Annotated in this window: 15 protein-coding genes and 3 pseudogenes; 12 read left to right on the forward strand and 6 right to left on the reverse strand. The window is 43.8% G+C overall.

What is annotated here, in order from left to right; translation table 11 throughout:
• Positions 1–299: 299 nt before the first annotated feature.
• Together P4S59_RS18760 and P4S59_RS18765 are read left to right on the forward strand one after the other, a co-directional pair.
• Positions 300–992 carry a response regulator transcription factor gene (locus P4S59_RS18760; protein WP_025546713.1) on the forward strand — a complete coding sequence of 231 codons (693 nt, stop codon included), beginning with the start codon at positions 300–302 and terminating at the stop codon, positions 990–992.
• A gap of 3 nt (positions 993–995) precedes the next feature.
• Positions 996–2,318, forward strand: a complete 1,323-nt coding sequence (locus P4S59_RS18765) for an ATP-binding protein (protein WP_337168851.1) — start codon at positions 996–998, stop codon at positions 2,316–2,318.
• Here P4S59_RS18765 and P4S59_RS18770 read toward each other — a convergent pair.
• Positions 2,299–2,955, reverse strand: coding sequence for a pyridoxamine 5'-phosphate oxidase family protein (locus P4S59_RS18770; protein WP_337168852.1), 657 nt, complete (start codon positions 2,953–2,955; stop codon positions 2,299–2,301). The two genes, P4S59_RS18765 and P4S59_RS18770, sit on opposite strands and share 20 nt — an antisense overlap.
• A 100-nt stretch (positions 2,956–3,055) precedes the next feature.
• Between P4S59_RS18770 and pdxR the strand changes: the two genes are divergently transcribed.
• Entirely contained in the window at positions 3,056–4,501 is a 1,446-nt protein-coding gene (gene pdxR, locus P4S59_RS18775; RefSeq protein ID WP_337168853.1) for a MocR-like pyridoxine biosynthesis transcription factor PdxR, read from the forward strand.
• Here the strand turns inward: pdxR and yjeH are convergent, their stop codons facing one another.
• Positions 4,502–5,764, reverse strand: coding sequence for an L-methionine/branched-chain amino acid transporter (yjeH, locus tag P4S59_RS18780; protein ID WP_006741172.1), 1,263 nt, complete (start codon positions 5,762–5,764; stop codon positions 4,502–4,504). It abuts the gene before it with no gap.
• A 327-nt stretch (positions 5,765–6,091) separates the two neighbouring features.
• Between yjeH and P4S59_RS18785 the strand changes: the two genes are divergently transcribed.
• The 3 genes from P4S59_RS18785 (at position 6,092) to P4S59_RS18795 (ending at position 8,215) form a co-directional block, all read left to right on the forward strand.
• Positions 6,092–6,547 (forward strand): Lrp/AsnC family transcriptional regulator, encoded by a 456-nt coding sequence (locus P4S59_RS18785; RefSeq protein WP_005396378.1) that lies wholly within the window; start codon positions 6,092–6,094, stop codon positions 6,545–6,547.
• 43 nt (positions 6,548–6,590) lie between these two features.
• Entirely contained in the window at positions 6,591–7,505 is a 915-nt protein-coding gene (locus P4S59_RS18790; RefSeq protein ID WP_104972357.1) for a LysR family transcriptional regulator, read from the forward strand.
• Positions 7,506–7,600: 95 nt separating this feature from the next.
• Positions 7,601–8,215: a LysE family translocator gene (locus P4S59_RS18795; RefSeq protein ID WP_048624827.1), complete on the forward strand. Its 615-nt coding sequence runs from the start codon at positions 7,601–7,603 to the stop codon at positions 8,213–8,215.
• Positions 8,216–8,360: 145 nt separating this feature from the next.
• On the opposite strand, the gene P4S59_RS18800 is transcribed toward P4S59_RS18795, so the two are convergent.
• Positions 8,361–8,582, reverse strand: a complete 222-nt coding sequence (locus P4S59_RS18800; RefSeq protein ID WP_005397748.1) for a hypothetical protein — start codon at positions 8,580–8,582, stop codon at positions 8,361–8,363.
• A gap of 239 nt (positions 8,583–8,821) precedes the next feature.
• The gene (locus P4S59_RS18805; protein WP_337168854.1) at positions 8,822–10,255 is read right to left on the reverse strand and encodes a glyceraldehyde-3-phosphate dehydrogenase; all 1,434 of its coding nucleotides are present in this window, start codon (positions 10,253–10,255) and stop codon (positions 8,822–8,824) included.
• A 615-nt stretch (positions 10,256–10,870) separates the two neighbouring features.
• Here P4S59_RS18805 and P4S59_RS18810 point away from each other — a divergent pair.
• Positions 10,871–13,506, forward strand: a pseudogene (locus P4S59_RS18810) (ATP-binding protein).
• Between the two features lie 62 nt (positions 13,507–13,568).
• Here the strand turns inward: P4S59_RS18810 and P4S59_RS18815 are convergent.
• A pseudogene (locus tag P4S59_RS18815) lies at positions 13,569–14,905 on the reverse strand (MATE family efflux transporter).
• A gap of 121 nt (positions 14,906–15,026) precedes the next feature.
• The gene (locus P4S59_RS18820) at positions 15,027–15,341 is read right to left on the reverse strand and encodes a DUF496 family protein (protein WP_005373603.1); all 315 of its coding nucleotides are present in this window, start codon (positions 15,339–15,341) and stop codon (positions 15,027–15,029) included.
• A 242-nt stretch (positions 15,342–15,583) separates the two neighbouring features.
• Here P4S59_RS18820 and P4S59_RS18825 point away from each other — a divergent pair, with 242 nt between their 5' ends.
• From P4S59_RS18825 to luxQ, 5 genes and pseudogenes are all read left to right on the forward strand, one after another.
• Positions 15,584–15,787, forward strand: coding sequence for a hypothetical protein (locus P4S59_RS18825; RefSeq protein WP_031780656.1), 204 nt, complete (start codon positions 15,584–15,586; stop codon positions 15,785–15,787).
• Positions 15,788–15,952: 165 nt separating this feature from the next.
• The gene (locus P4S59_RS18830; RefSeq protein ID WP_047008119.1) at positions 15,953–16,603 is read left to right on the forward strand and encodes a YceH family protein; all 651 of its coding nucleotides are present in this window, start codon (positions 15,953–15,955) and stop codon (positions 16,601–16,603) included.
• Complete coding sequence (locus tag P4S59_RS18835; RefSeq protein ID WP_012842363.1) at positions 16,600–16,920, forward strand: GIY-YIG nuclease family protein; 321 nt, start codon at positions 16,600–16,602, stop codon at positions 16,918–16,920. The genes P4S59_RS18830 and P4S59_RS18835 overlap by 4 nt, the downstream gene beginning before the upstream one ends.
• A gap of 320 nt (positions 16,921–17,240) precedes the next feature.
• Complete coding sequence (locus tag P4S59_RS18840) at positions 17,241–18,338, forward strand: autoinducer 2-binding periplasmic protein LuxP (protein WP_005397733.1); 1,098 nt, start codon at positions 17,241–17,243, stop codon at positions 18,336–18,338.
• A pseudogene (gene luxQ / locus P4S59_RS18845) lies at positions 18,338–20,913 on the forward strand (quorum-sensing autoinducer 2 sensor kinase/phosphatase LuxQ). Before P4S59_RS18840 ends, luxQ begins: the two are co-directional and overlap by 1 nt.
• Positions 20,914–20,967: the final 54 nt, after the last annotated feature.

Raw genomic sequence — 20,967 nt, forward strand, 5'->3', positions numbered from 1 at the left:
GCAAACTAAGTCATATATATCGATATTGTTTTTTGGTAAGGACTATCATTCGATATATTTAAAAACATAGTAGATTTTTATTCCGAATTTTATTTTTTATGTGAAGCTATATTCTGCTAATGAATAAAACATCAGGTTATTGCATGGTTTTAGGGGCGTAGAATGATTAGGATTATCGTATATGTATGGTTTGTAAGCGTATGTAAGCCTGCTTTTTATTAAAATTATCATTTAAGTGGGTTGCGCAGTATAGGACGAGCGATATACTCCCTCCATCATATTGGTGGAGTAAATGATTCATGGTGGGCAATACAATCTTACTGGTAGAAGACGACTCTGAGATTGCTCGATTAACCAAAATGTACCTCGAAGCCGAAGGCTATACAGTAACTGTTATCGATAACGGTCAAAATGCATTAGAAACGATTCACGGACTCAATCCGGACCTAGTGCTGTTAGATTTGATGTTACCGGGAAAAAATGGCGCAGAAATATGCCAAGAGGCACGTAAATTTTATCATGGGATTATCATTGTTTTGACTGCAACCGATGATGAAATGAGCGAGGTGAGCTTATTTAAGTTCGGTGCTGATGATTACCTTACCAAACCGATAAAAGGCAATATCCTTCTCGCCCGTATTGAAGCGGCGTTGCGTCGCTATCGTCGTCAAGTTGATACCGTTGAAGAAGAAAAGCTGAGCCGATATGGCATTAGCCTTTGTCTTCGTCGCTCCCAAGCATTTTATTTGCAAAAAGATATTGGTTTAACGAGCTCTGAGTTTGAAATTCTAGAGCTCCTGATGCTGAATGTCGATAAGCCAGTATCTCGTGAATCATGTTGCCGTCTTGCCAGAGGCATTGAATACTGCATTACTGATCGTTCGATTGATATGCGTATATCCTCACTAAGGAAGAAATTCTCTAAGGCTCATATCCATACTGCTACCATTAAGACCATACGTCACCACGGCTATATGCTGACAGGTAAATGACGCATGTTTTCCCTGTTTACTCGTCTATATGTGGGGTTAGTTACTGGCCTTGCGCTGACTGTTGCTTTGTTTCTCTTTATGGGGGAAGAGTACATGCGCAAAACAGAAGTCGGTGTTTTTTTGAGTGATGGTGCTTATTTTGTCGATCAATACATTGAGCAACGAGGCACTCCGGATTCTCTCTATAAGAAGTTAACCGAAAACGGCAAGCAAGATTTCTTTATCTTTGATTTAACATTGGTTGAAAACTGGGACGGATCACCGCCTTGTCGAGATTGTAAGCTGCTGTACCGAATACAAGGGATACCTGTTTATCTTATTGATGGCAGTACCTATGCCGCGGTATTCCCTTTACCTAACACCTCGAAGAGCTTAGTTTTCAAAGAAAAAACGGATTTCTTTAGCCCAGATGTTGATTGGAATGAAGATTCTGAGATTGTATTTATACTGACTCTACTTTTGGTTGTTGTGTGCAGTTTAGGCATTATGGTTTACATACCTGTACGACGTCTTGACCGCCAAATTCGACAACTAACGGCTGCACAACAACAATTTGGTTCTGGTGAGTTGAATACGCGAGTCGATCTAAAGCAATTTTCGCAACCCGTGAAAGAGCTCGCCCAAGGCTTCAACAACATGTCTGAAGAGATTGAGAGACGAGTACGCCAAACCCATATCTTTACTCAAGCTATTCCTCATGAAGTGCGCACTCCGCTGAGTCGTATTCAGCTAGCGACGGATTTAGCTCGGCGCACGAGTGGTGAAATGCAGGCAGAGTTACATGACGATATTGAACGATACGTTGATGTAGTGACGGATTTAACGTCCGACATTGTCATGCTGTCTCGCTTGAGTGTGAAAAACCATTCTTTGAGCGATTCTGTTGAAACCATGGAACTGCCTCTTTGGTGTAAAAGCCGCATGAATTACCTAGGCTTAGAGTCCACCATGTTGAGAGCAGAAAATGAACTCGCGAACCAATTGATTCACTTTCAGCCTACTTTGGGTAACCTCGTCCTCGATAATTTACTGCAAAACGCCAAGCGTTACGGTGAATTCTGCGTTGAGGTGACGATTCGAATGGTAGCGGATTGCTGGAGCATCGATATTGAGGACGATGGTCCGGGCATCCCTGAAGCGATGCGAGAAGAAGTATTTATGCCATTTTCGCGTTTAGACAAAAGCCGCAACGCCGACATGAAAGGCTTTGGTTTAGGGCTTGCCATCGCTACCAGTGCAGCGAGGCAATTAGGGTGGGAGCTTTCCGTCGGCGAGAGTCACTTAGGCGGTGCACGTTTTACGGTGCTTATTCCTGCCAACGATTAGAGTAGGCACTGCGGTAGTCTGGCTCAGCGATACCTTCATACAAATCGTCACAAGCTTGCAGTGGACCTACGACGGTTCGGTAGGGTAGGACACCTGCCCAAACAGCAATGTCCATGTCTTCCGCATCGTCGTTGACGCCAAAATTGCTGATTTTCACAGATGCCTCTGTGAGTGGGATACGCAGCAGCATGGTGGCTTTGAGCTCTTTTTCGTTGCTCAAACGGACTTGTTTTGTTCTCCCAGGAGCGATCTGTTCGATAAAGTGATTCAGCAACCTGTCTTTCTCTTGGTTATTCTCCACCATCTCAAACTGGCCAAAGATCACGGCGCTACGATAATGCGCACTGTGGTGAAATGCACTTCGAGCCAATACCCAACCATCAAACAAAGTAAAGGTTAAGCACGTTTGCACTCCTTGTTTGAGTGAGCGTAACAGTCGACTGTTGTTGGCACCATGGATATACACGTAATCATCGACACGCCATGCCAGCATGGGGATGACCACAGGGCCTGACTCGTTGGTTATCGCAATATGAGCGATTAGGCTTTCATCTATGATGGCGTGCAGTTTGCTAACATCAGAGACGGCTTTATGTGCGCCTTTCTTAATTTCCGTTCTATTGGTGTTGGATAGCATTTTCTCTCCTTGTTTGCTCACGATTACGAGCGATTGATCCTCATTCTTTGATTGCAATGTAGCGTTTAACTGGTAGCTTAAAGAGGGCCACTTTTAACTAATGGATGGATCCAGTTTGTCTTTGATTGATATCGGTGACCTGCATTTAAAAGACAGTGATGGAACGCGTCAGCAAGCGTTGTTTTTTGCTATTCGCAAGAAAATTGTTCAAGGATTGTGGGTGAAGAATGGGAAGTTGCCTTCTACGCGGAAGCTTTCACAAGCGCTTAATCTAAGTAGGAATACCGTGATTTCTGCTTACGAGCAGTTAGTGGCGGAAGGTTACTTGAACAGCCAAAAAGGTTCGGGTTTTTATGTTGCCGTAGAACTGCCGGAGCAGTACTTGCCTGAACCTAATTCAGTTCAGAGAGACTCATCACCGAAAACTCACTTTGATATCAACCTTGCATTTGCACCAGGTGTGCCGGATCTGGACGCTTTCCCGATGGCACAGTGGCAAAAGCTAGTTGCTCGCCACATGTCCCGCCCCTGCTTGCTAGGGAATCAAGATATTCAGGGTAGTTGGGCATTGCGCTGTGCTTTAGCTGACTACCTCGCATCAAGTCGTTCAGTGAATTGTTCCCCAGAGCGCATTATTATTACCTCTGGGGCGCAGCAAGCGTTGTCAATCGCGACGATGGTAGCTCTAAAACAAGGTGATAAGGTTCTGATGGAGCAACCAGGTTACGCGCAAATGCGGAAGTTGATTCAGTTCCAAAACTATCAATTTGAGCCTTTGTTCGTAAGAGAGAAATTAGGTTTTGATGTGGAAGCTGTGACCTCAAGCGATGCCGATGCGCTGTATATCACACCAAGTAATCAATATCCGATGGGGACCACACTCAATACCGAGCAAAGAGGAAAGATCATCAACTGGGCGGTCGAACAATCAAGTTGGATCATCGAGGACGATTATGACAGCGAATTTCAGTTTGCTCATCGTCCCTACACCAGCTTACAGGGGCTAGCCGCTCAAATGGGTCGAGATGATCGTGTGTTGTATGTGGGTTCCTTCAGTAAAGTGATGTTTAACGGATTGCGGCTTGGCTACCTTGTAGTTCCTGAACGTTTAGTAGAGCAATGCTTAGTGGTTAAAGATGCGTTAAGTGGTGATTCACCGACGCACACTCAAGAAGCGTTGGCAGATTTTATTACCGAGGGTGGGTTGTTGCGCCATATCCGAAAAATGCGCCGACTATATAAAACCAAGCATGAACAGATGCATTTATCCATTCAACAGCATTTTGGCGACAGTGTTTGCGTCGTTAGCCAAGAGGCGGGACTTCATATTACGTTGAAATGGCAAAACGGTATGGATGAGCTGCGTTTTACAAAACTGGCAGAACATGAAGGGATCATCTTGCGACCTTTGAGCTATTATGAACATCCAGGTTTCCAAGCACGTCACTGGCATGGTGCCGTGCTTGGTTACGGTAATATCGCGTTAGAGAACATAGACGCTGGTATTCAACGTTTAGCCCTAATTTTTCGACATGGGAAGCAGTGACTATTCAACTGCGCGTGTTTGTCGTTTATGTCGCCACTGTTTCCAAGGCAGTAAAAGTAGAGTGAAAATGCCAAGTGCATAAAACATTGACCAGCCTAAACATATAAAAACACCGGTACAAAGCAGTAGAGAAAGTCCCGCAAGCGCTTTACCAAACCCACGGAGCAATTTATAAGCGGCTAACATCGCCAACATGTAAACCAAAACGAATACACTATTTGCTAGTTTTAGGAAAAACTCCAGATCGAGCTGCGATAGCGTTCCTATCACGCAAGATATTAGCAGTACGCCGCCAACTAATAAGGTGGCTGAGAAAGGGACACCACGACGCGAAATCTTGGCTAGTGGGCTGTAAGGACGATGTTCCCGAGCTTGAGCCCAGACCATTCGCGCTAGGCTCTGTGTGTATAAGTTAACGCTCGCGAAACAAGCGGAGAATCCGATCAAACTGATTATCCATTTGGCCCCATCGCCAAGTAGTTGAGCACTCAACCATGGAATCGATGCATTATCGAATTGAGCATTACCATATGCACCAAACTTTAAAATAACAACAGAGCAAGCCCAGTACGTAGCTCCCGCTACAAAACAACCGACAATAATGGCGATAGGGAAGTCTCTTTGAGGGTTTTTGAATTCTTCCCCCATATGAGCAAAAGCCTCTATGCCAACAAAACACCAGAACATCACGCCAAGCGCTGCGGTAATAGGCCAAATTGACTCTTGTGTGATAGCTGGCATCACGAGATCGGCGCTGTTAACGTCACCTTTCCATAAAAATGTGCCAACGAGCGCAAAGACACTCAAAGCAATAAGAGTTTGTAAATGACCTGATGACTTAGTGCCCATCAAGTTGACGAACACAAGAAGTAATACCGTTAGAATTTGTGCAAACAGATTATTGCTAATAGGCTCTGGCAATATTTGCTGTAGAAAGCCTGCGGCGAGTGCAATCGCGGCCGGAACCCCTACCGGAATGACACTAACAAATAGCCAAGCTACACTACTTTCCAGCTTGGCGTTAAATGCTTTACGCACAAAAAATGCGGTTCCGCCCGCGTTGGGATATCGCTTGCCTAGCTGGGCAAAAGTCAGCGCAATAGGACAAATGGCGATGAATAATAAAATCCAGGCCCATAGTGAAAAATGACCCGCTATGCCTGCTGCAATAGCTGGTATCATAAAAAGCCCCGTTCCCATTAATGTTGTGGATAGTTGGGCGATACCGGATGTGAGTGAAATGTCTTTTTTGAGCTGTTCCATGCTAATTGATTCATCCAATGTTGTAGGACTTATGACGAAAATGCTTGTGGCTTCTAATTATCTCATTTATTGGAGTTTAATGAGCCCGCTAGTGCGCTGAGTGCATAAGAAGCGTATTTGATTTCAATGCGTTATCGCTCTTTTATTTGAATGGATAACGGTGCTCATCTCATGCTTACCAAATAGCATATCCAAAATCTTAATAACAAAATGATTTACTGAACCGTCAATATGACGGTTGTTTTAAATATTTCCAACAAAATGTTGGTTTCTTATGCAGTTAGAATCGGTATAGAATGAGAAAAATAAGGAAAGCTTGGTAAGTATATGGACAAGTTTGATCACAAGATTGTGGATCTTCTCCGACACAACGCTCGGCTGTCGGTGACTGAAATTGCGGATAAAGTGAACCTTTCTCGTTCTGCGGTGACGGCTCGTATTCGTAAGCTAGAACATGACAAAGTGATTCTCGGATATCACGCTGAAATTGCCTCTTCAGGCGGGGACTCGATTTGTGCTTATTTTGCTCTAAAGTTCGATAAATCTACATCCACGTATTATTGCGAATCATATGCCGACGAACTATACAAAATCGATGGCGTAAAATGGTGCCATGCAATCAGTGGTGAAACGGATATGATGGTTTTTGTCGAAGTACCTACGATGACTCGTTTGAACGAAATCAGAGATCAAATTCAACGTTACCCAGAGCTAAGGCACCTCATGACTCATACCGTTTTAGCTGAGTTCTTTAATACGACTGGCAACCAGTTTGTGAAATAAGCATCATGGGTGCCATTATTTATTAAAACCTTCTTGAGCCGGTATGTTAAACAACATCAATTTGAATCTACTTAGGTCCTTGCATGTACTTTTAGAAGAGTGTCATGTCAGCCGAACTGCAGAACGTTTGCACATTACGCAGTCTGCGGTTAGCCGACAGCTTGCACAATTGCGCGATCTGTGTGGTGACCCACTGCTTATTCGGCAAGGTAATCAGCTGATACCAACCCCGCGAGCAATAGCATTAAAATCAAAGCTTGATGCGTTACTGGCTGAGTTTGACCATTTACTCGATGACAAACCTTTTGAGCCGCAACTGTGGCAAGGCGAGCTGGTTATTGCCTCAAGCGATTACGTGGCACAATACGTTTTGCCCGATATTGCATCTCACTTGGGTGAACAAGCACCACAATTGGATTTGGCGTATCGACTGTGGCAGCTAGATTTTATCGATAAGCTTCACGAGTTAGGAATCCACCTTGCTTCTTCTATGTATCCCACTCAGCCTGAAGGTGTATCTAGCATCAATATTGGTTCTGATAAGTCAGTTTGTTTGATGAAGGCGTCTCACCCTTTAGCTGGTAAGGCTTCGATTTCTATAGAGGACCTCATCAGTCATTCGCATATTCAAGTGACGGGTGGGGGAGACAAAGACTCAAGTACTGATATGGCACTAAAAGACAGGGGGCTGATGCGTCATGTTACCTTTAAAGTGCCTTTTTTCTCTGCGGCGGTAAATCGTTTGGTCTCAAGTGACCACTTGATGGTAGTTCCGGAGCACATTGCAAATAATTTGGCCAAGCACTGGCCTTTGGTTCATAAAGCGCTTCCTTTTGAGACACCTACCCATGAATACTGGCTGATGTGGCATCCTAAATACGACAATGATCCAGCTCATCAGTGGGTGCGAGAGCAAATCCACGCGGTGATGAAAATATCGGAATACTCCATCCATTAAGTCATGATTTTAAATCATGACTTTTATGCGAAACTTTGATTTCAAATTATAGCTCTTCAATTGATAGATTGAGTTCAAATGGAGAGAGGTTATTTATGACACTAACAGTTTGGTTATCACTTTTTACCGTGTGTTTACTCGGCGCTATGTCACCTGGGCCTAGCCTAGCAATTGTGGCAAAACATGCTTTGGCTGGTGGACGCATCAATGGTTTGGCAACGGCTTGGGCACACGCTTTTGGAATTGGCGTTTATGCCTTTATCACGCTGATTGGCCTCGCTGTTGTTTTGCAGCAAAGCCCGATGTTGTTCAAGACGATCAGCCTTGCAGGCGCGGCATATCTTGCATATTTAGGGTTCAATGCGCTGCGTTCGAAAGGCGGTGTGGCGGCGAAGTTGGAGTCAGGCGAGGAAACAACGGTAAGCCAGTCTGCTCGAGAAGGTTTTTTTATCTCGATTTTAAGCCCCAAAATTGCCTTGTTTTTTATCGCACTATTTAGTCAGTTTGTAGCGCTAGGTAATGATTTGAGCAATCAAATGATCATTGTGGCTACACCATTTGTTGTGGACGGGCTTTGGTATACCTTTATCACCCTAGTGTTATCGAGCTCTAAAGTAGTGGACAGAATTCGTTCTAAAGCGGTGTTAATTGATCGTTTGTCAGGGATTGTTCTCATGCTATTGGCACTTCGAGTGGTCGTAACCGTATAAATTTGCCAAGACAACAAAATATTAAAGGCAGCCCAGGTGGCTGCCTTTTTTGTAAAAAAGCACCCTGCCATTGTAAAGACAGGGTGAAAGCAAGAAGTTTCTCAGGAGCAGTCGGGGGAGAGAAACTTATATAAATTCTATTTACTTATCGGCGAACCTCTTCGAACTCACCTTCGATAGCATCGGCTTTACCAGTATTGAATTCATACTCTTCATGCATTTCTTTCTGCATTTTCTTCACGCGCTTCTCAATACGTTTGCCTGTAATTAATGCTGCGATGGTCAACGGAATCGCAATGATCAAGCTAAAGACTAATGTAAAAAAGCCCGTAATCAGTGCTAGTGCGGTAACAATAATCCGATTCATAATCATGACCTCTCTGTAATTCATGTGTTCAGATTAATGCTGTGAACATGAACAAAACATGAATGATAGTCTTCACTTTGTCCGGAGAGTGTCAAATGAGCGAAATGAAAAAACGCCTGAGGGTGATCAGGCGTATAAACGGGGAAAATATTAGTAATGCGCTTCGCGCTTATTATTTAGAACAAATATGAGATATTGTCCGTTACGCTATGTGGTTAACGTTGTGGAGCAAAGTTCACCTATCGAGGGAATGTTTGGTAACGAACACCCATCATTTGTTCCATACAGTGCACAACTTGGCAGCTGTAACCGAATTCGTTGTCGTACCAGATGTAAAGTACGCAACGTTTGTCTTGTGCGATAGTCGCTTGACCATCCACGACGCCTGCATGGCGAGAACCAACTAAGTCAGTTGATACAATTTCTGTTGAATCGGTGTAGTCAATCTGTGCCGAAAGCTCAGAGTTCAACGCCATTTCACGCAAGTAATCGTTCAGTGAATCACGGTCTACGTCTTCACCTAAGTTTAGGTTAGCGACTGCCATCGAAACGTTTGGTGTCGGTACGCGAATTGCGTTACCTGTTAGCTTACCAGCTAGCTCTGGCAGTGCTTTTGCTACTGCTTTAGCTGCGCCAGTTGAAGTTAGAACCATGTTCAGAGAAGCACTACGTCCACGGCGGTCACCAGAGTGGAAATTGTCGATCAAGTTTTGGTCGTTTGTGTATGAGTGCACGGTTTCGATGTGACCAGAAAGGACACCATATTTATCATTCAGCGCTTTAAGAACCGGCGTGATTGCGTTTGTGGTACAGCTCGCTGCAGAGATGATGGTGTCATCTTCTTGAATAACTGATTCATTTACACCGAATACAACGTTTTTGATGTCACCTTTACCTGGTGCCGTTAGCAGCACTTTCTCTGCACCTTGACACGCTAAGTGTTGGCTTAGACCTTCAGAATCACGCCAAACACCTGTGTTATCAACAACAAGCGCGTTGTTAATACCGTAAGCAGAGTAGTCCACTTCGCTTGGATTGTTTGCGTAGATGATTTGGATGTAGTTACCGTTAACGATCAGAGCTTTACGTTCCTCATCGATCACGATGCTACCGTTGAACTGACCGTGGACTGAGTCACGACGCAGTAAACTAGCACGCTTCTCTAAATCGCCTTTTTTACCGCCACGAACCACAATCGCTCGTAGTCGTAGTGGGTAACCTGGGCCACTTTTCTCGATCAGAAGGCGAGTTAGTAGTCGACCAATGCGACCAAAACCATAAAGAACTACATCACGCGCTTTCAATGAAGAGTCTGCATCGCGTGCGCCATCGAGTGCAGTGATAAGGAAATCATTTAGAGATGCAGTATCGTCATGCTCATTCCAGTACTTAGTTGCCAATTGGCCAACATCGACACGACACGAAGAAATGCTCATTTCACATAGCGCTTGAATGATAGGCATCGTGTGCTCAAGTGAGAGTGGGCTGCCTGTATAACGTCTTGCAACGCGATGAGTTTTGAGAATGTCTATAGTAGTAGCATTGATAAGCGTTTTACCAAACAGAACCGCTTCGATTCCTTTTTGACGATATAGCTTACCAATTAGAGGGGAAATAGATTCAGCAATCGTTTGGCTAGTTTGCCAGTCTTGGAGATATTTCTCTGGACTCATTGTTGTATTAGACCTTTCACGTTTTGGGGGCTAACCATACTCCCTGCTGTTGCCTCTTCGGCAGCGTGCAAGAGTGTGGTGGGTTATGTAATCGGGTTGTAATAGTTATGTGTGCGGATTCTAAGGTCGGAGCCCTTATTCTGCTAGGAAAATTAAATCCAGTGTAAAACACTAGTTAAGGTCGTGTTAGTGGTGAATTAATGTGACTAAATCGGTGGTTTTCACGTATTGACATTTAAAAAGTCATCCACTTTTTTCGCGATGATAATGTGTGTTTTCAAATTAGTTTTGTTGTCACTGTGAATTCGTTTGCATTTTTGTGTGATTTGTCTCGATAAGGCAACGAGATAGGTGAACATATGGTTTGGAATTTCATGAAAAGTGATGTGCATCTTAGGTATGAGTGAAACTTCACTGTTTGTACTCAGCTTGAAGATCGAAAAGTATGATTCGAGTCACAATTACCATTTCATTGACCGATGGCGAAATAAGCGGAATGACCATGGTTTTGGTGGGTGAATGTTGTTTTAAAGTAACCATGTCGTATATGCCTTTCAATGCTAGAAACTAGTCTAGTATTAAATAATCGGATGAGATCAACCATTGGGCTGATGGATGTTGAGATTATCAATAAAAACACGCTTAGCACTCCTCGCACTATTACCCACGGTGGTGATAGTGGTTTTTGCAGTTCAGCAGTTTTCTGACAATGCGTTGCGCGTAAGCCGTCTCAATCAAACGGTAATCAATATCCAAGGTTTCCAGTTGATATCCCAAGCCTCTCATTTTATATACTCCATAGAGAAAGCACGCCGCCAGCCTACGCTTCAAGCATCAGCCGCACTTAATATAGAAGAACAAGACGGTGTTATTTCTTCCATGCATCAAAAATTCGTCAGTAACCCCAATACCGCTGAATATGCTGATGAGCTGAAAGAGGCCATGCTAGGGGTATTATCCGGTAGGTTGGACGAGATGGATGACCTTGGCGATTGGGCATTTCAACTGCTTCAAAATATGTCGCGCTCTTTGCTACAAAATCATCAGTGGTATGGCAGTGAGGACGGCATTCGAATGCAGAATTTTATTGCTTACCTTGCTCAGCTGTCTTTTTGGACACAGAAAGAAGCCTGGTTGACACATCGCCTAGTTCAAGATCCTAAGAGTCGGTTGAGTCAGAGTCTGTTTTTTCAGGCGATTGATCGACAGCAGCAAAATTTGGATGCGTTTTTAAATTTAGGAGGGTCATACGATCAAGTTGATAAATTGCTAGGCTTGTTTACGTCGCCGAGATATCAGAGAAATTTGGCATCTCGTGGGCGATTAATGTCAGGGGACATGTCACGTAGTGACTATGAAGCGTATTTGAGAGAACTCGATTTCCGTGTGCAACGCTTGCAAGTACTCATTGATGGGTTCACGAAACAAACAGAGCAGTCGCTCCTAACACAAGTTCATGAACAAAAGACCAATATTGCTATGATTACCTCTGGCGTTGTTTTGGTTATTGTCATGCTTTGCTGGCTTGGCTTTGGCACTTGGTTTCGGGTTAATAGCAAACTAGATGCGATTATTCATACCTTAACGGCGCTGATCAACGATGAAGAGAAACAGACGAAAGTCAAAGTCGATGGCTGTGATGAACTGACGATTTTCGCTCAGCAAGTGAATCGAGTGGTTGAAGAAAAGCAGAGACAAACAGACGAAATACTCCATGCTAAAGAGTCAGCAGTGTCTGCTAATCGCGCTAAATCAGTATTTCTTGCCAACATGTCGCATGAAATACGTACCCCCTAAACGGTATTATGGGCATGACGGAGATACTCTCTCAAAGCGAGTTATCTTCCCATCAACAAGAAGTCGTTGATGACATTGACTCTTCATCCCAAACATTACTTACCTTGCTTAACGATATTTTGGATCTTTCTAAAATCGAATCTGGTCGACTGGAGTTGTCGTTAGTCGAGGCCGATATCCGAGAGGTGGTGTACCAGTCGATGGTTTTATTTCAATCCAAAGCCACATCTAAACAGCTAGAGCTGGGGATTAACTTAGCTGAAAACATTCCAACTCGAGTGATGGTTGATGATCATCGCATCAAGCAGGTCATCACGAATCTGGCATCGAATGCGGTCAAGTTTACCGAAAGCGGTCATATACGTGTTGATGTCAGTTATGACGAGTTACCTGAGAACGAGCGCGGAACGCTGATGTTTAAAGTCGAAGATACCGGGATAGGCATTGAACAAGATAAGTTAACGACGATTTTTGAACCCTTTACTCAGGAAGATGAAGGGGTGTCGAGGCAGTTCGGCGGAACGGGACTGGGATTGGCAATTTGTCGTCAACTGGTATCCATGATGGGAGGGCAGCTTATAGCGACATCCACAAAAGGAGTGGGCACATGCTTTGAATTCTCTATTGAGGTTGACGTTATTCCGGTGTTTGGCTGGCGCTCGGACGTGATAAATAAAGGGCTCTTGATCTGCACAAATTACGATTACGCTGATCAACTTTTGAAAGAGTGTCGATTAGCAAAAATCAATCTCTTTGGTGCGAATAATGTTAATGAAGTAAAAGCAATAAACGATGACTTTGATGTCATATTTCTGTGCCATAGTGACGACTCCAATACGGATGAAGCCTTAGATGAGTTGTCACTCAAGTATGATCTTCGTCGTGTGATTATTTGTCAGCATCATCTATCCACTCCCTACGACAATGCAGAAAGAGTACATGCTGTGCTCACATTGCCTTTTCTTGGCAATCGATTTAAGCATGTCATTGACGATTTAGCGAAGGTAGAAAAAACCATTTCAAGTGACGCTGTCACCAATGGTGTTCCAAAGTCTGAATATCGAACGTCGCGCTCTCACAGGAGGATCTTAATCGCGGAGGATAACTTGATGAATCAGAAAATCGCGAGTTTCTTTCTGGATAAAGCAGGATATGACTATTTGATAACAAGCAATGGACAAGAAGCGTTGGAAGTCATCACAAAGGGAGAAGAATTCGATGCAATTTTAATGGATTGTATGATGCCGGTGATGGATGGACTGACCGCGACGAAAGAAATTCGTCGTTGGGAAAAGAAAGCCGGGCGTGAGAAAACGACCATTATTGCGCTCACCGCGAGTGTTTTGGAAGAAGACATTCACAACTGTTTTGCTGCAGGTATGGATGCTTATTTACCTAAGCCTTATAAATCGAATCAGCTATTTGAGCTCTTCAATGAATTAAAACTCGCCTAAATCGATAACATTTCGAGACGATAAAGCCCCAATCAAAGGGGCTTTATTTTAACCATGCATTGTTATGCGTTTGCTTGAGCGCCAGCGAGTTTACGTATGGTTTGTCGGTAGGTTAGGTAAGCGGAAATGCCCGCCAGAATGTTGCCCATACAAGCGCCTAAAAGTAGACCTCGGATTCCCCCATTTGAGCGCCAACCCATAAGCAAGGAAGGAAAAAGACAAACAAGCGTAGCGCTGAAATGGTGAGCGCGGTGTAAGACTTACCTAATGCATTGCAAAGAGAAACCATCAACATACATACACCTAGTGAACCTAAGCTGATAGGAACAATCAGCAAATGCATTTCTAATACTTGCTCTACTTGAACATCACTGGTCATCAGTAGTGCAAGTGGGTTTGCGACGGCAAACGTAATGGCTGCGATCAAAAGTTGAAAGCCCAGAATGAATTTTACGGCAATACTGACTAGCGATTGGATATCTTGGTAGTTCTTTGCGCCAAGTAAGCGCCCGACCATTGGGGGCATAGACATTGTCAGCGCTAACACCGAAACGATAGCAAAGAATTCGTAGCGTGAACCGAGCGCCCAAGCGGCGACTGCTGCGGTCCCGAAGCTTGCTAACAACTTTGTTGCCAACATGGACGACAACGGAGGCAGCAGTTGGCTGATCATCGCAGGTCCCATGATGTTACCGATAGACGCAACACTTTTAGTTACGTTGAGGTCTTGCCACTGCGTTGTTGCCCAGTGATTCTTTTTTACGCGAGGCGCGACGACTAAAATACCAAACCCAAAAGCAACGATGGTTGCTATTGCGGCTCCGTTAATACCCAAGTCAAACGTGAAAATAAATAGTGGATCGAGCACAAGGTTCACGCCGCTGGTCACCATCATCATTGTGCCGGGCAACATGGTGTTGCCGTTAGCCCGGCAAATACTGTAGTAAAAATATAAAACCGCGCCAGTCCATGAACTTAGCAGCCACCAAGGCCAGTAGCTGTCGATAATCGGCATCACAGACTCTGGAGCACTTAATAGAGATAAAATGGGGTAGCGCAAAAGCCAAATTAGCCCTCCAAAAACGGCTACACCGATTGAGCCAATCATCAAAACTAAGCCACCGAGCTGTTTGGCATAACGACTTTCATTCGCACCAAGCGCTTTAGAAATGACAGCAGTCGTGGCGATACCTAAACCGACTTGAATGCCGATAATGACCATTTGCAACGGAAGAGTAAAACCTTGAGCGGCCAAAGGTAAAACGCCGAGCTGACCGATAAACGCACTATCTACAAGCTGAAAGCTCATTAAAGATAGAACGCCAAATAGCATTGGCCAAGTCATCGTAAATAATTGTTTTGCAAGTGTTGGTTGTGTACTTGTCGTAGTTGAGGACATAGAAAGCTGAATGCGTTAGGAATAAGAGTTGGATTGATTGTACACGGCGCTTAGTTTAGAGACAAAAATAAACCCCGAGTAAGGTAGCCTTACTCAGGGTTGGAAAATCTAGCTTAAGCGTTTATTTTTTGCCGCTAGTTTGCTTGTCTTCTTCAGTCAGTTCGCGAATACGACGGCTGATGTCACGACGTGCTTTAGAGATTTCTGCACTTTTGATGATGTGGTCATCAACACGATCTTCGTAGTCTGCTTTCATATTTTTGATGATTGCGACGATTTCATCGTGAGTCATTTCTGGTTTGATGTAATCTAGAAGGTTTTCTAGAAGGTCAACACGTTTGCGGTTATCACGAACTTTCTTTTCGTTATCAAGCAGCTCACGTTTTAGTTTGTTTTTACGACGAGCTTGGTTAACGATTTCAAATACGCTACTCATAGTTCTCTTTCCTAATTTTATGAATATCTCCCTCGATTAAAGCACAACATCCAGTGGCATAACAGTCTTTAGAATCAATCACAATGCAGAGTTGAACATTTCTCAACCAATTGCGATGTGTCTACATAATCACGCTTCTTTAATCGAGTTTTGGGCAACATCGTAGAATCCATCGATGCATTGTCATAACGTGGCCTTCACTATATTATCAACACCATTGAATGCAAAATGATGAACTTGATATGGACTCTGGGAACACTGCGGAGCAAGTAAGTAGTCAAGATAATGAGCAAGCCACTCGCTCTGTGGCTGAAAAGTTAAAAACAGCGTATATCAACGCTCGCGAGCAACTCGAAATCATCGAAGTTGAGCTGAATCGTTCAAAAATAATGATGGTTGATCAAGATGGCAATTTGACGAAAGTGCCAATTCTCTCGGAGCATTGATACCTGACCCGATTCGCAAAGGGTGCCAGGTCTTGCGCTATGCTTTAGCCTGACACCGACACCTGAATCGTTAACGCTTCTTGCATCTCTTTGCCAATGTATGATGCATGATTTCGAAGCGATTTAGGTACCAAGTCAAATGCAAAAATAATAAGGAAATGCATTATGAAAGTTGAGCTAACGGCAATTGAAGCACGAGTCATTGGTTGCTTGATCGAAAAAGAAGTCACCACCCCAGATCTTTACCCCCTCAGCCTAAACGCTTTAACCAACGCGTGTAATCAAAAAAGCAACCGTGATCCCGTAATGTCGCTCTCTGAGTCAGACGTTCTCGATGCCGTTGATGCTCTAATTGAGCGTAGGCTCGTCAGTGACGAAAGTGCGTTTAACAGCCGTGTTAGCAAGTATCAGCACCGTTTCTGTAATACGGAGTTTGGTGATTTAAAACTGACAGAACAAGAGAAGGGAATCGTGTGCTGTATGCTTTTGCGTGGTGCTCAAACGCCTGGGGAAATTCGCACTCGTACCAATCGTCTCGCGACATTTCATGATGTAAAAGAAGTTGAAACGGTTCTGGAGCACTTAGCAAGCGAAGACAAAGGGCCATTAGTGGTCAAGTTACCGCGTGAAGCCGGAAAGCGAGAGTCACGCTATATGCATTTGTTCTGTGGCGACGTTGACGTCTCTGAGCTAGCAGTGCCAGTGTCAGCGGCTGGCTCTAATTCTGATCGAGTCAGCCAGTTAGAGCTCGAAGTTGCTCAGCTTAAAGAAGAGCTCGATGAACTAAAAGCTAAGGTCGAGTCACTACTTTCATGATTGAAAATACAGCGCAGCGTTGGAGTGTCTATTTGATACGAAATAACCGCAATGCGCTGTATTGCGGTGTCACAAACAATGTTGAGCGAAGATTCAATCAGCACCAAACGGGCAAAGGAGCGAAAGCTTTAAAAGGAAAAGGTCCCTTGGTATTGGAGTGGTCTTCGGATTTTGATTCAAAGACACTTGCCATGCGGGCTGAGTATTATATTAAGCAACTAACAAAAGCTAAGAAAGAGCTGCTTGTTACGTCAAAAGCAAGTATTGTCGTTGATGAAAATCAGCAGATGATGTTAGAAATGGCTTTATCGAAATAAGCGTTCGCGACATGCCGAATAACAAAGAAACCGTCCACTGAGGCGGTTTCTTTTTAGTTTTGGAGTACCATGTAAGAACAAACTGACGCATAATGGGTTGGTGTTCTGTTTAAACACTCAGAGTATGAAAAGGAGAAATGATATTTTGTGACCTTACAATTAGGTACACAATAAACGTTTATTCGTTCCAACTCAGACTAAGAACCAATTTATTATTGAAACAGGCACTCAGAGGAAGGTAGATTACAAGAGTAAAGGATGACTCGGCTAGGTAACGAATAGAGCTGAATTAGGCTCATAAAAAGCTAAAAGAGCAGTAGATGAAAAAAGCGTTAGTATTCTCCCTGATGTCAATGGCCACTGTCGCGCCGATAGCGCAAGCCACTCAAGTCCTCAACGGGTATTGGGCATATCAAGAATTTTTAGACCAGTTTCCAGAACAGAAGCAGTTAACGAATGCGTTGGCTGACGCCGTGCGAGAGACTCCCGTTCCGGTTGAAAGAGACAAAAAGCGTCCGTTAAAAATTTCTGTGGTTTATCCAGGTCAACAGATTTCGGATTATTGGATTCGAAATATAGACGCATTTGAACAGCGTTTAGATAAACTTGATATCGACTATCAACTTAATCAAGTTTTTACCCGTCCCAACGCAGATATTAAGCAACAAAGTTTGTCTTTAATGGAAGCGCTGAAGAGCAACTCCGATTATCTGATTTTCACTCTCGATACCACTAGGCATCGTAAGTTTGTTGAACACGTCTTAGACTCAAAGAAAACCAAGTTGATCTTACAAAATATCACTACACCGGTAAGAGATTGGGAGGATCACCAACCGTTCCTTTATGTTGGTTTTGATCATGCTGAAGGCAGCCGTGAGCTTGCTGTGGAGTTTGGTAAGCGTTTTCCAAAACAGAGCCATTATAGTGTGCTCTACTTTTCAGAAGGGTATATCAGCGATATCAGAGGCAATACCTTTATCAATCAAGTCAACCGTGATAACAACTTTGAACTACAATCTGCTTACTATACCAAAGCGACAAAGCAGTCTGGGTATGAAGCAGCAAAAGCGAGTTTGGAAAAATACCCTGACGTCGATTTTATTTATGCGTGTTCTACAGATGTGGCGCTAGGGGCTGTTGATGCGCTGAAAGAATTAGGGCGTGAAGATGTCATGATCAACGGCTGGGGTGGCGGCTCTGCAGAATTAGAAGCGCTTTCGAAAGGGGAGTTAGACGTTACTGTTATGCGTATGAACGATGATACTGGCATTGCAATGGCAGAAGCGATTAAGTGGGATCTTGAAGGGAAACCCGTTCCAACCGTTTATTCTGGTGATTTTGAAGTCGTCACGAAATCGGATTCTCCAGAAAGAATTGAAGCATTAAGAAAACGCGCATTTAGATACTCAGACAATTGATGACAACTACATCAAAAACAAGAAAGCGTCGCTCATTGTCGACGCTTATTACGAAAATAATCATTCTCGTACTTGCTCCGATCATTTTAGGCATCTTCGTTCAGAGTTATTACTTCTCGAAGCAAATTATTTGGCAAGAAGTGGATAGAACTAAGCAACAGACGTCAGCGCTGATTCTTAATATTTTTGATAGCCATTTTGCTGCGATTCAGATTCATCACAACAGTAACTCGAAGAGTGATGTTGTTTTAGATTTTTATACAGAACGGGATGAAGAAGCTCTCAATTACTTTTTCATGAGTATTGACCAGAGTGATCCTTCTCATACGCCAGAATTTCGCTTTCTCACCGATCATCAAGGCATTATTTGGGACGATGGGAATGCGCATTTCTATGGCATCAATAACTTGATTCTCAATGATCTCGCGAGCCAAGTGACTTTTAGCAACAATTGGTATTACCTCCCTTCACATACCCCAATGGGAACTCGCCATCTGTTACTGCGTCGTGTGCCGGTTTTACAACCTAAAACCGGTGAAGTGATGGGGTATTCTTACAATGTTGTTGTTCTAGATAACAACTTCGGGTTGATGGAAAGACTAAAAAACGAAGGGAACGTTGATAATGTTGTTTTGGTGGCCAACGATACGCCACTAGCTAGCTCACTAGTCGGAGATGAAGCGTACAAGATATTTGATGTTCTGAAGCGGCGAGAGTCTCAGCAAAAGCTTGACCAGTTGTTGATCATTAAAACCCCTATCGAAGTCAATGCTGCCACGACGGATTTGTGTTTACTAACCGTACAAGACAATCAGAGTGTTGTGACGCTGCAAATCCAGCACCTTTTGGCGATGCTGGCTTCAGTTATCGGGATGGTGATGATTGCGTTGATGACCAAAGAGTGGATTGAGAATCGAGTCGTCGAAGAGCTTGGCTCGTTGATGGCATACACTCGTTCGGCTCGTGAAGAAAAAGGGTTCGAACGGTTTGGTGGGTCGGATATCGAGGAGTTCGATCATATTGGTTCGACACTAGAAAACACCTTTGAAGAGCTGGAAGCGCAAAAGCGTTCATTCCGCGATCTGTTTAACTTTGCGTTATCGCCGATTATGGTGTGGTCAGAGTCTGGCGTACTCATCCAAATCAATCCGGCAGCCCGCAAAGAATTGGTCATGGAAAACGACATTGAAACCATGCACCCAGTGTTTAAAGGCTTCAAAGAAAAGTTGATGCCTCACCTGCGAATGGCAGCTCAAGGAGCCACGTTAACTGGCGTCAATGTACCAATTGGAGACAAGGTATATCGCTGGAACTTATCGCCGATTCGAGTTGACGGTGATATCAGCGGTATCATTGTTCAAGGTCAGGATATTACGACGCTTATTGAAGCGGAAAAACAAAGTAACTTGGCACGTAAAGAGGCAGAAAAATCCGCCCAAGCACGTGCCGATTTTCTGGCTAAAATGAGCCATGAAATCCGAACGCCAATCAATGGAATTCTGGGAGTTGCTCAATTATTAAAAGACTCGGTCGAAACGGAAGAGCAGAATAACCAAATTGACGTACTCCGACATAGTGGTGAGCACTTACTTGCTGTTTTGAATGATATTTTGGATTTTTCGAAGATTGAGCAGGGTAAGTTTAATATTCAAAAGCACCCGTTTTCGTTCACTGACACGATTCGGACGTTAGAAAACATTTATCGTCCAATTTGCGAAAATAAAGGCGTTAACCTCGTCATTGAAAACAAGATTGATCCCAATGTTGAAATCTTTACTGACCAAGTTCGTCTGAACCAAATTTTATTCAACTTAGTCAGTAACTCAGTTAAGTTTACCCCTCGGGCAGCGTACGCTTGCATGCGGAACTGGAGCAGTTCTACGGCGCCGAAAATAGTGTGTTGGTAGTGGAAATTACGGATACGGGCATCGGCATAGAGCCCGATAAGCTCGACCAAATGTTCGAACCTTTCGTTCAAGAGGAAGCAACGACCACTCGAGAATACGGTGGCAGTGGCTTGGGACTGACCATTGTGAAAAGCCTCGTCGATATGCTGGAAGGTGACGTTCAAGTACGTAGTCAAAAAGGTTTAGGCACGACCTTTGTTGTTACAATGCCAGTGAAAGATCGTGAGCGAGTGCTCACCCCTCTTGATTCAAGCTTGCGAGTTAAGCCTGGGGAGTTATTCGCAGAGAGTCTAAAAGTACTGTTGGTAGAAGATAACCATACTAATGCCTTCATTCTTAAAGCATTTTGTAACAAGTACAAAATGCAGGTTGATTGGGCAAAAGATGGATTGGAAGCGATGGAGTTCTTAAAAGATCATACTTACGATTTGATTTTGATGGACAACCAACTGCCGCATCTTGGAGGAATTGAAACAACCAAAGAGATCCGACAGAAGCTGAAGTTAGGCACGCCAATTTATGCTTGTACTGCCGATACGGCGAAAGAAACCAGTGATGCGTTTATGGAGGCGGGCGCGAATTACGTATTGCTCAAACCGATTAAAGAAAATGCGCTGCATGAAGCCTTTGTTGACTTCAAGCAGCGATTCTTAATTGAACGAACGTGATGAACTCATTCGCTATGAGCCTTAATTGATAATTCAATCGCTCACTAAACCGAA

The organism is Vibrio sp. M60_M70 (assembly GCF_037162085.1).
Lineage (GTDB): Bacteria > Pseudomonadota > Gammaproteobacteria > Enterobacterales > Vibrionaceae > Vibrio > Vibrio diabolicus.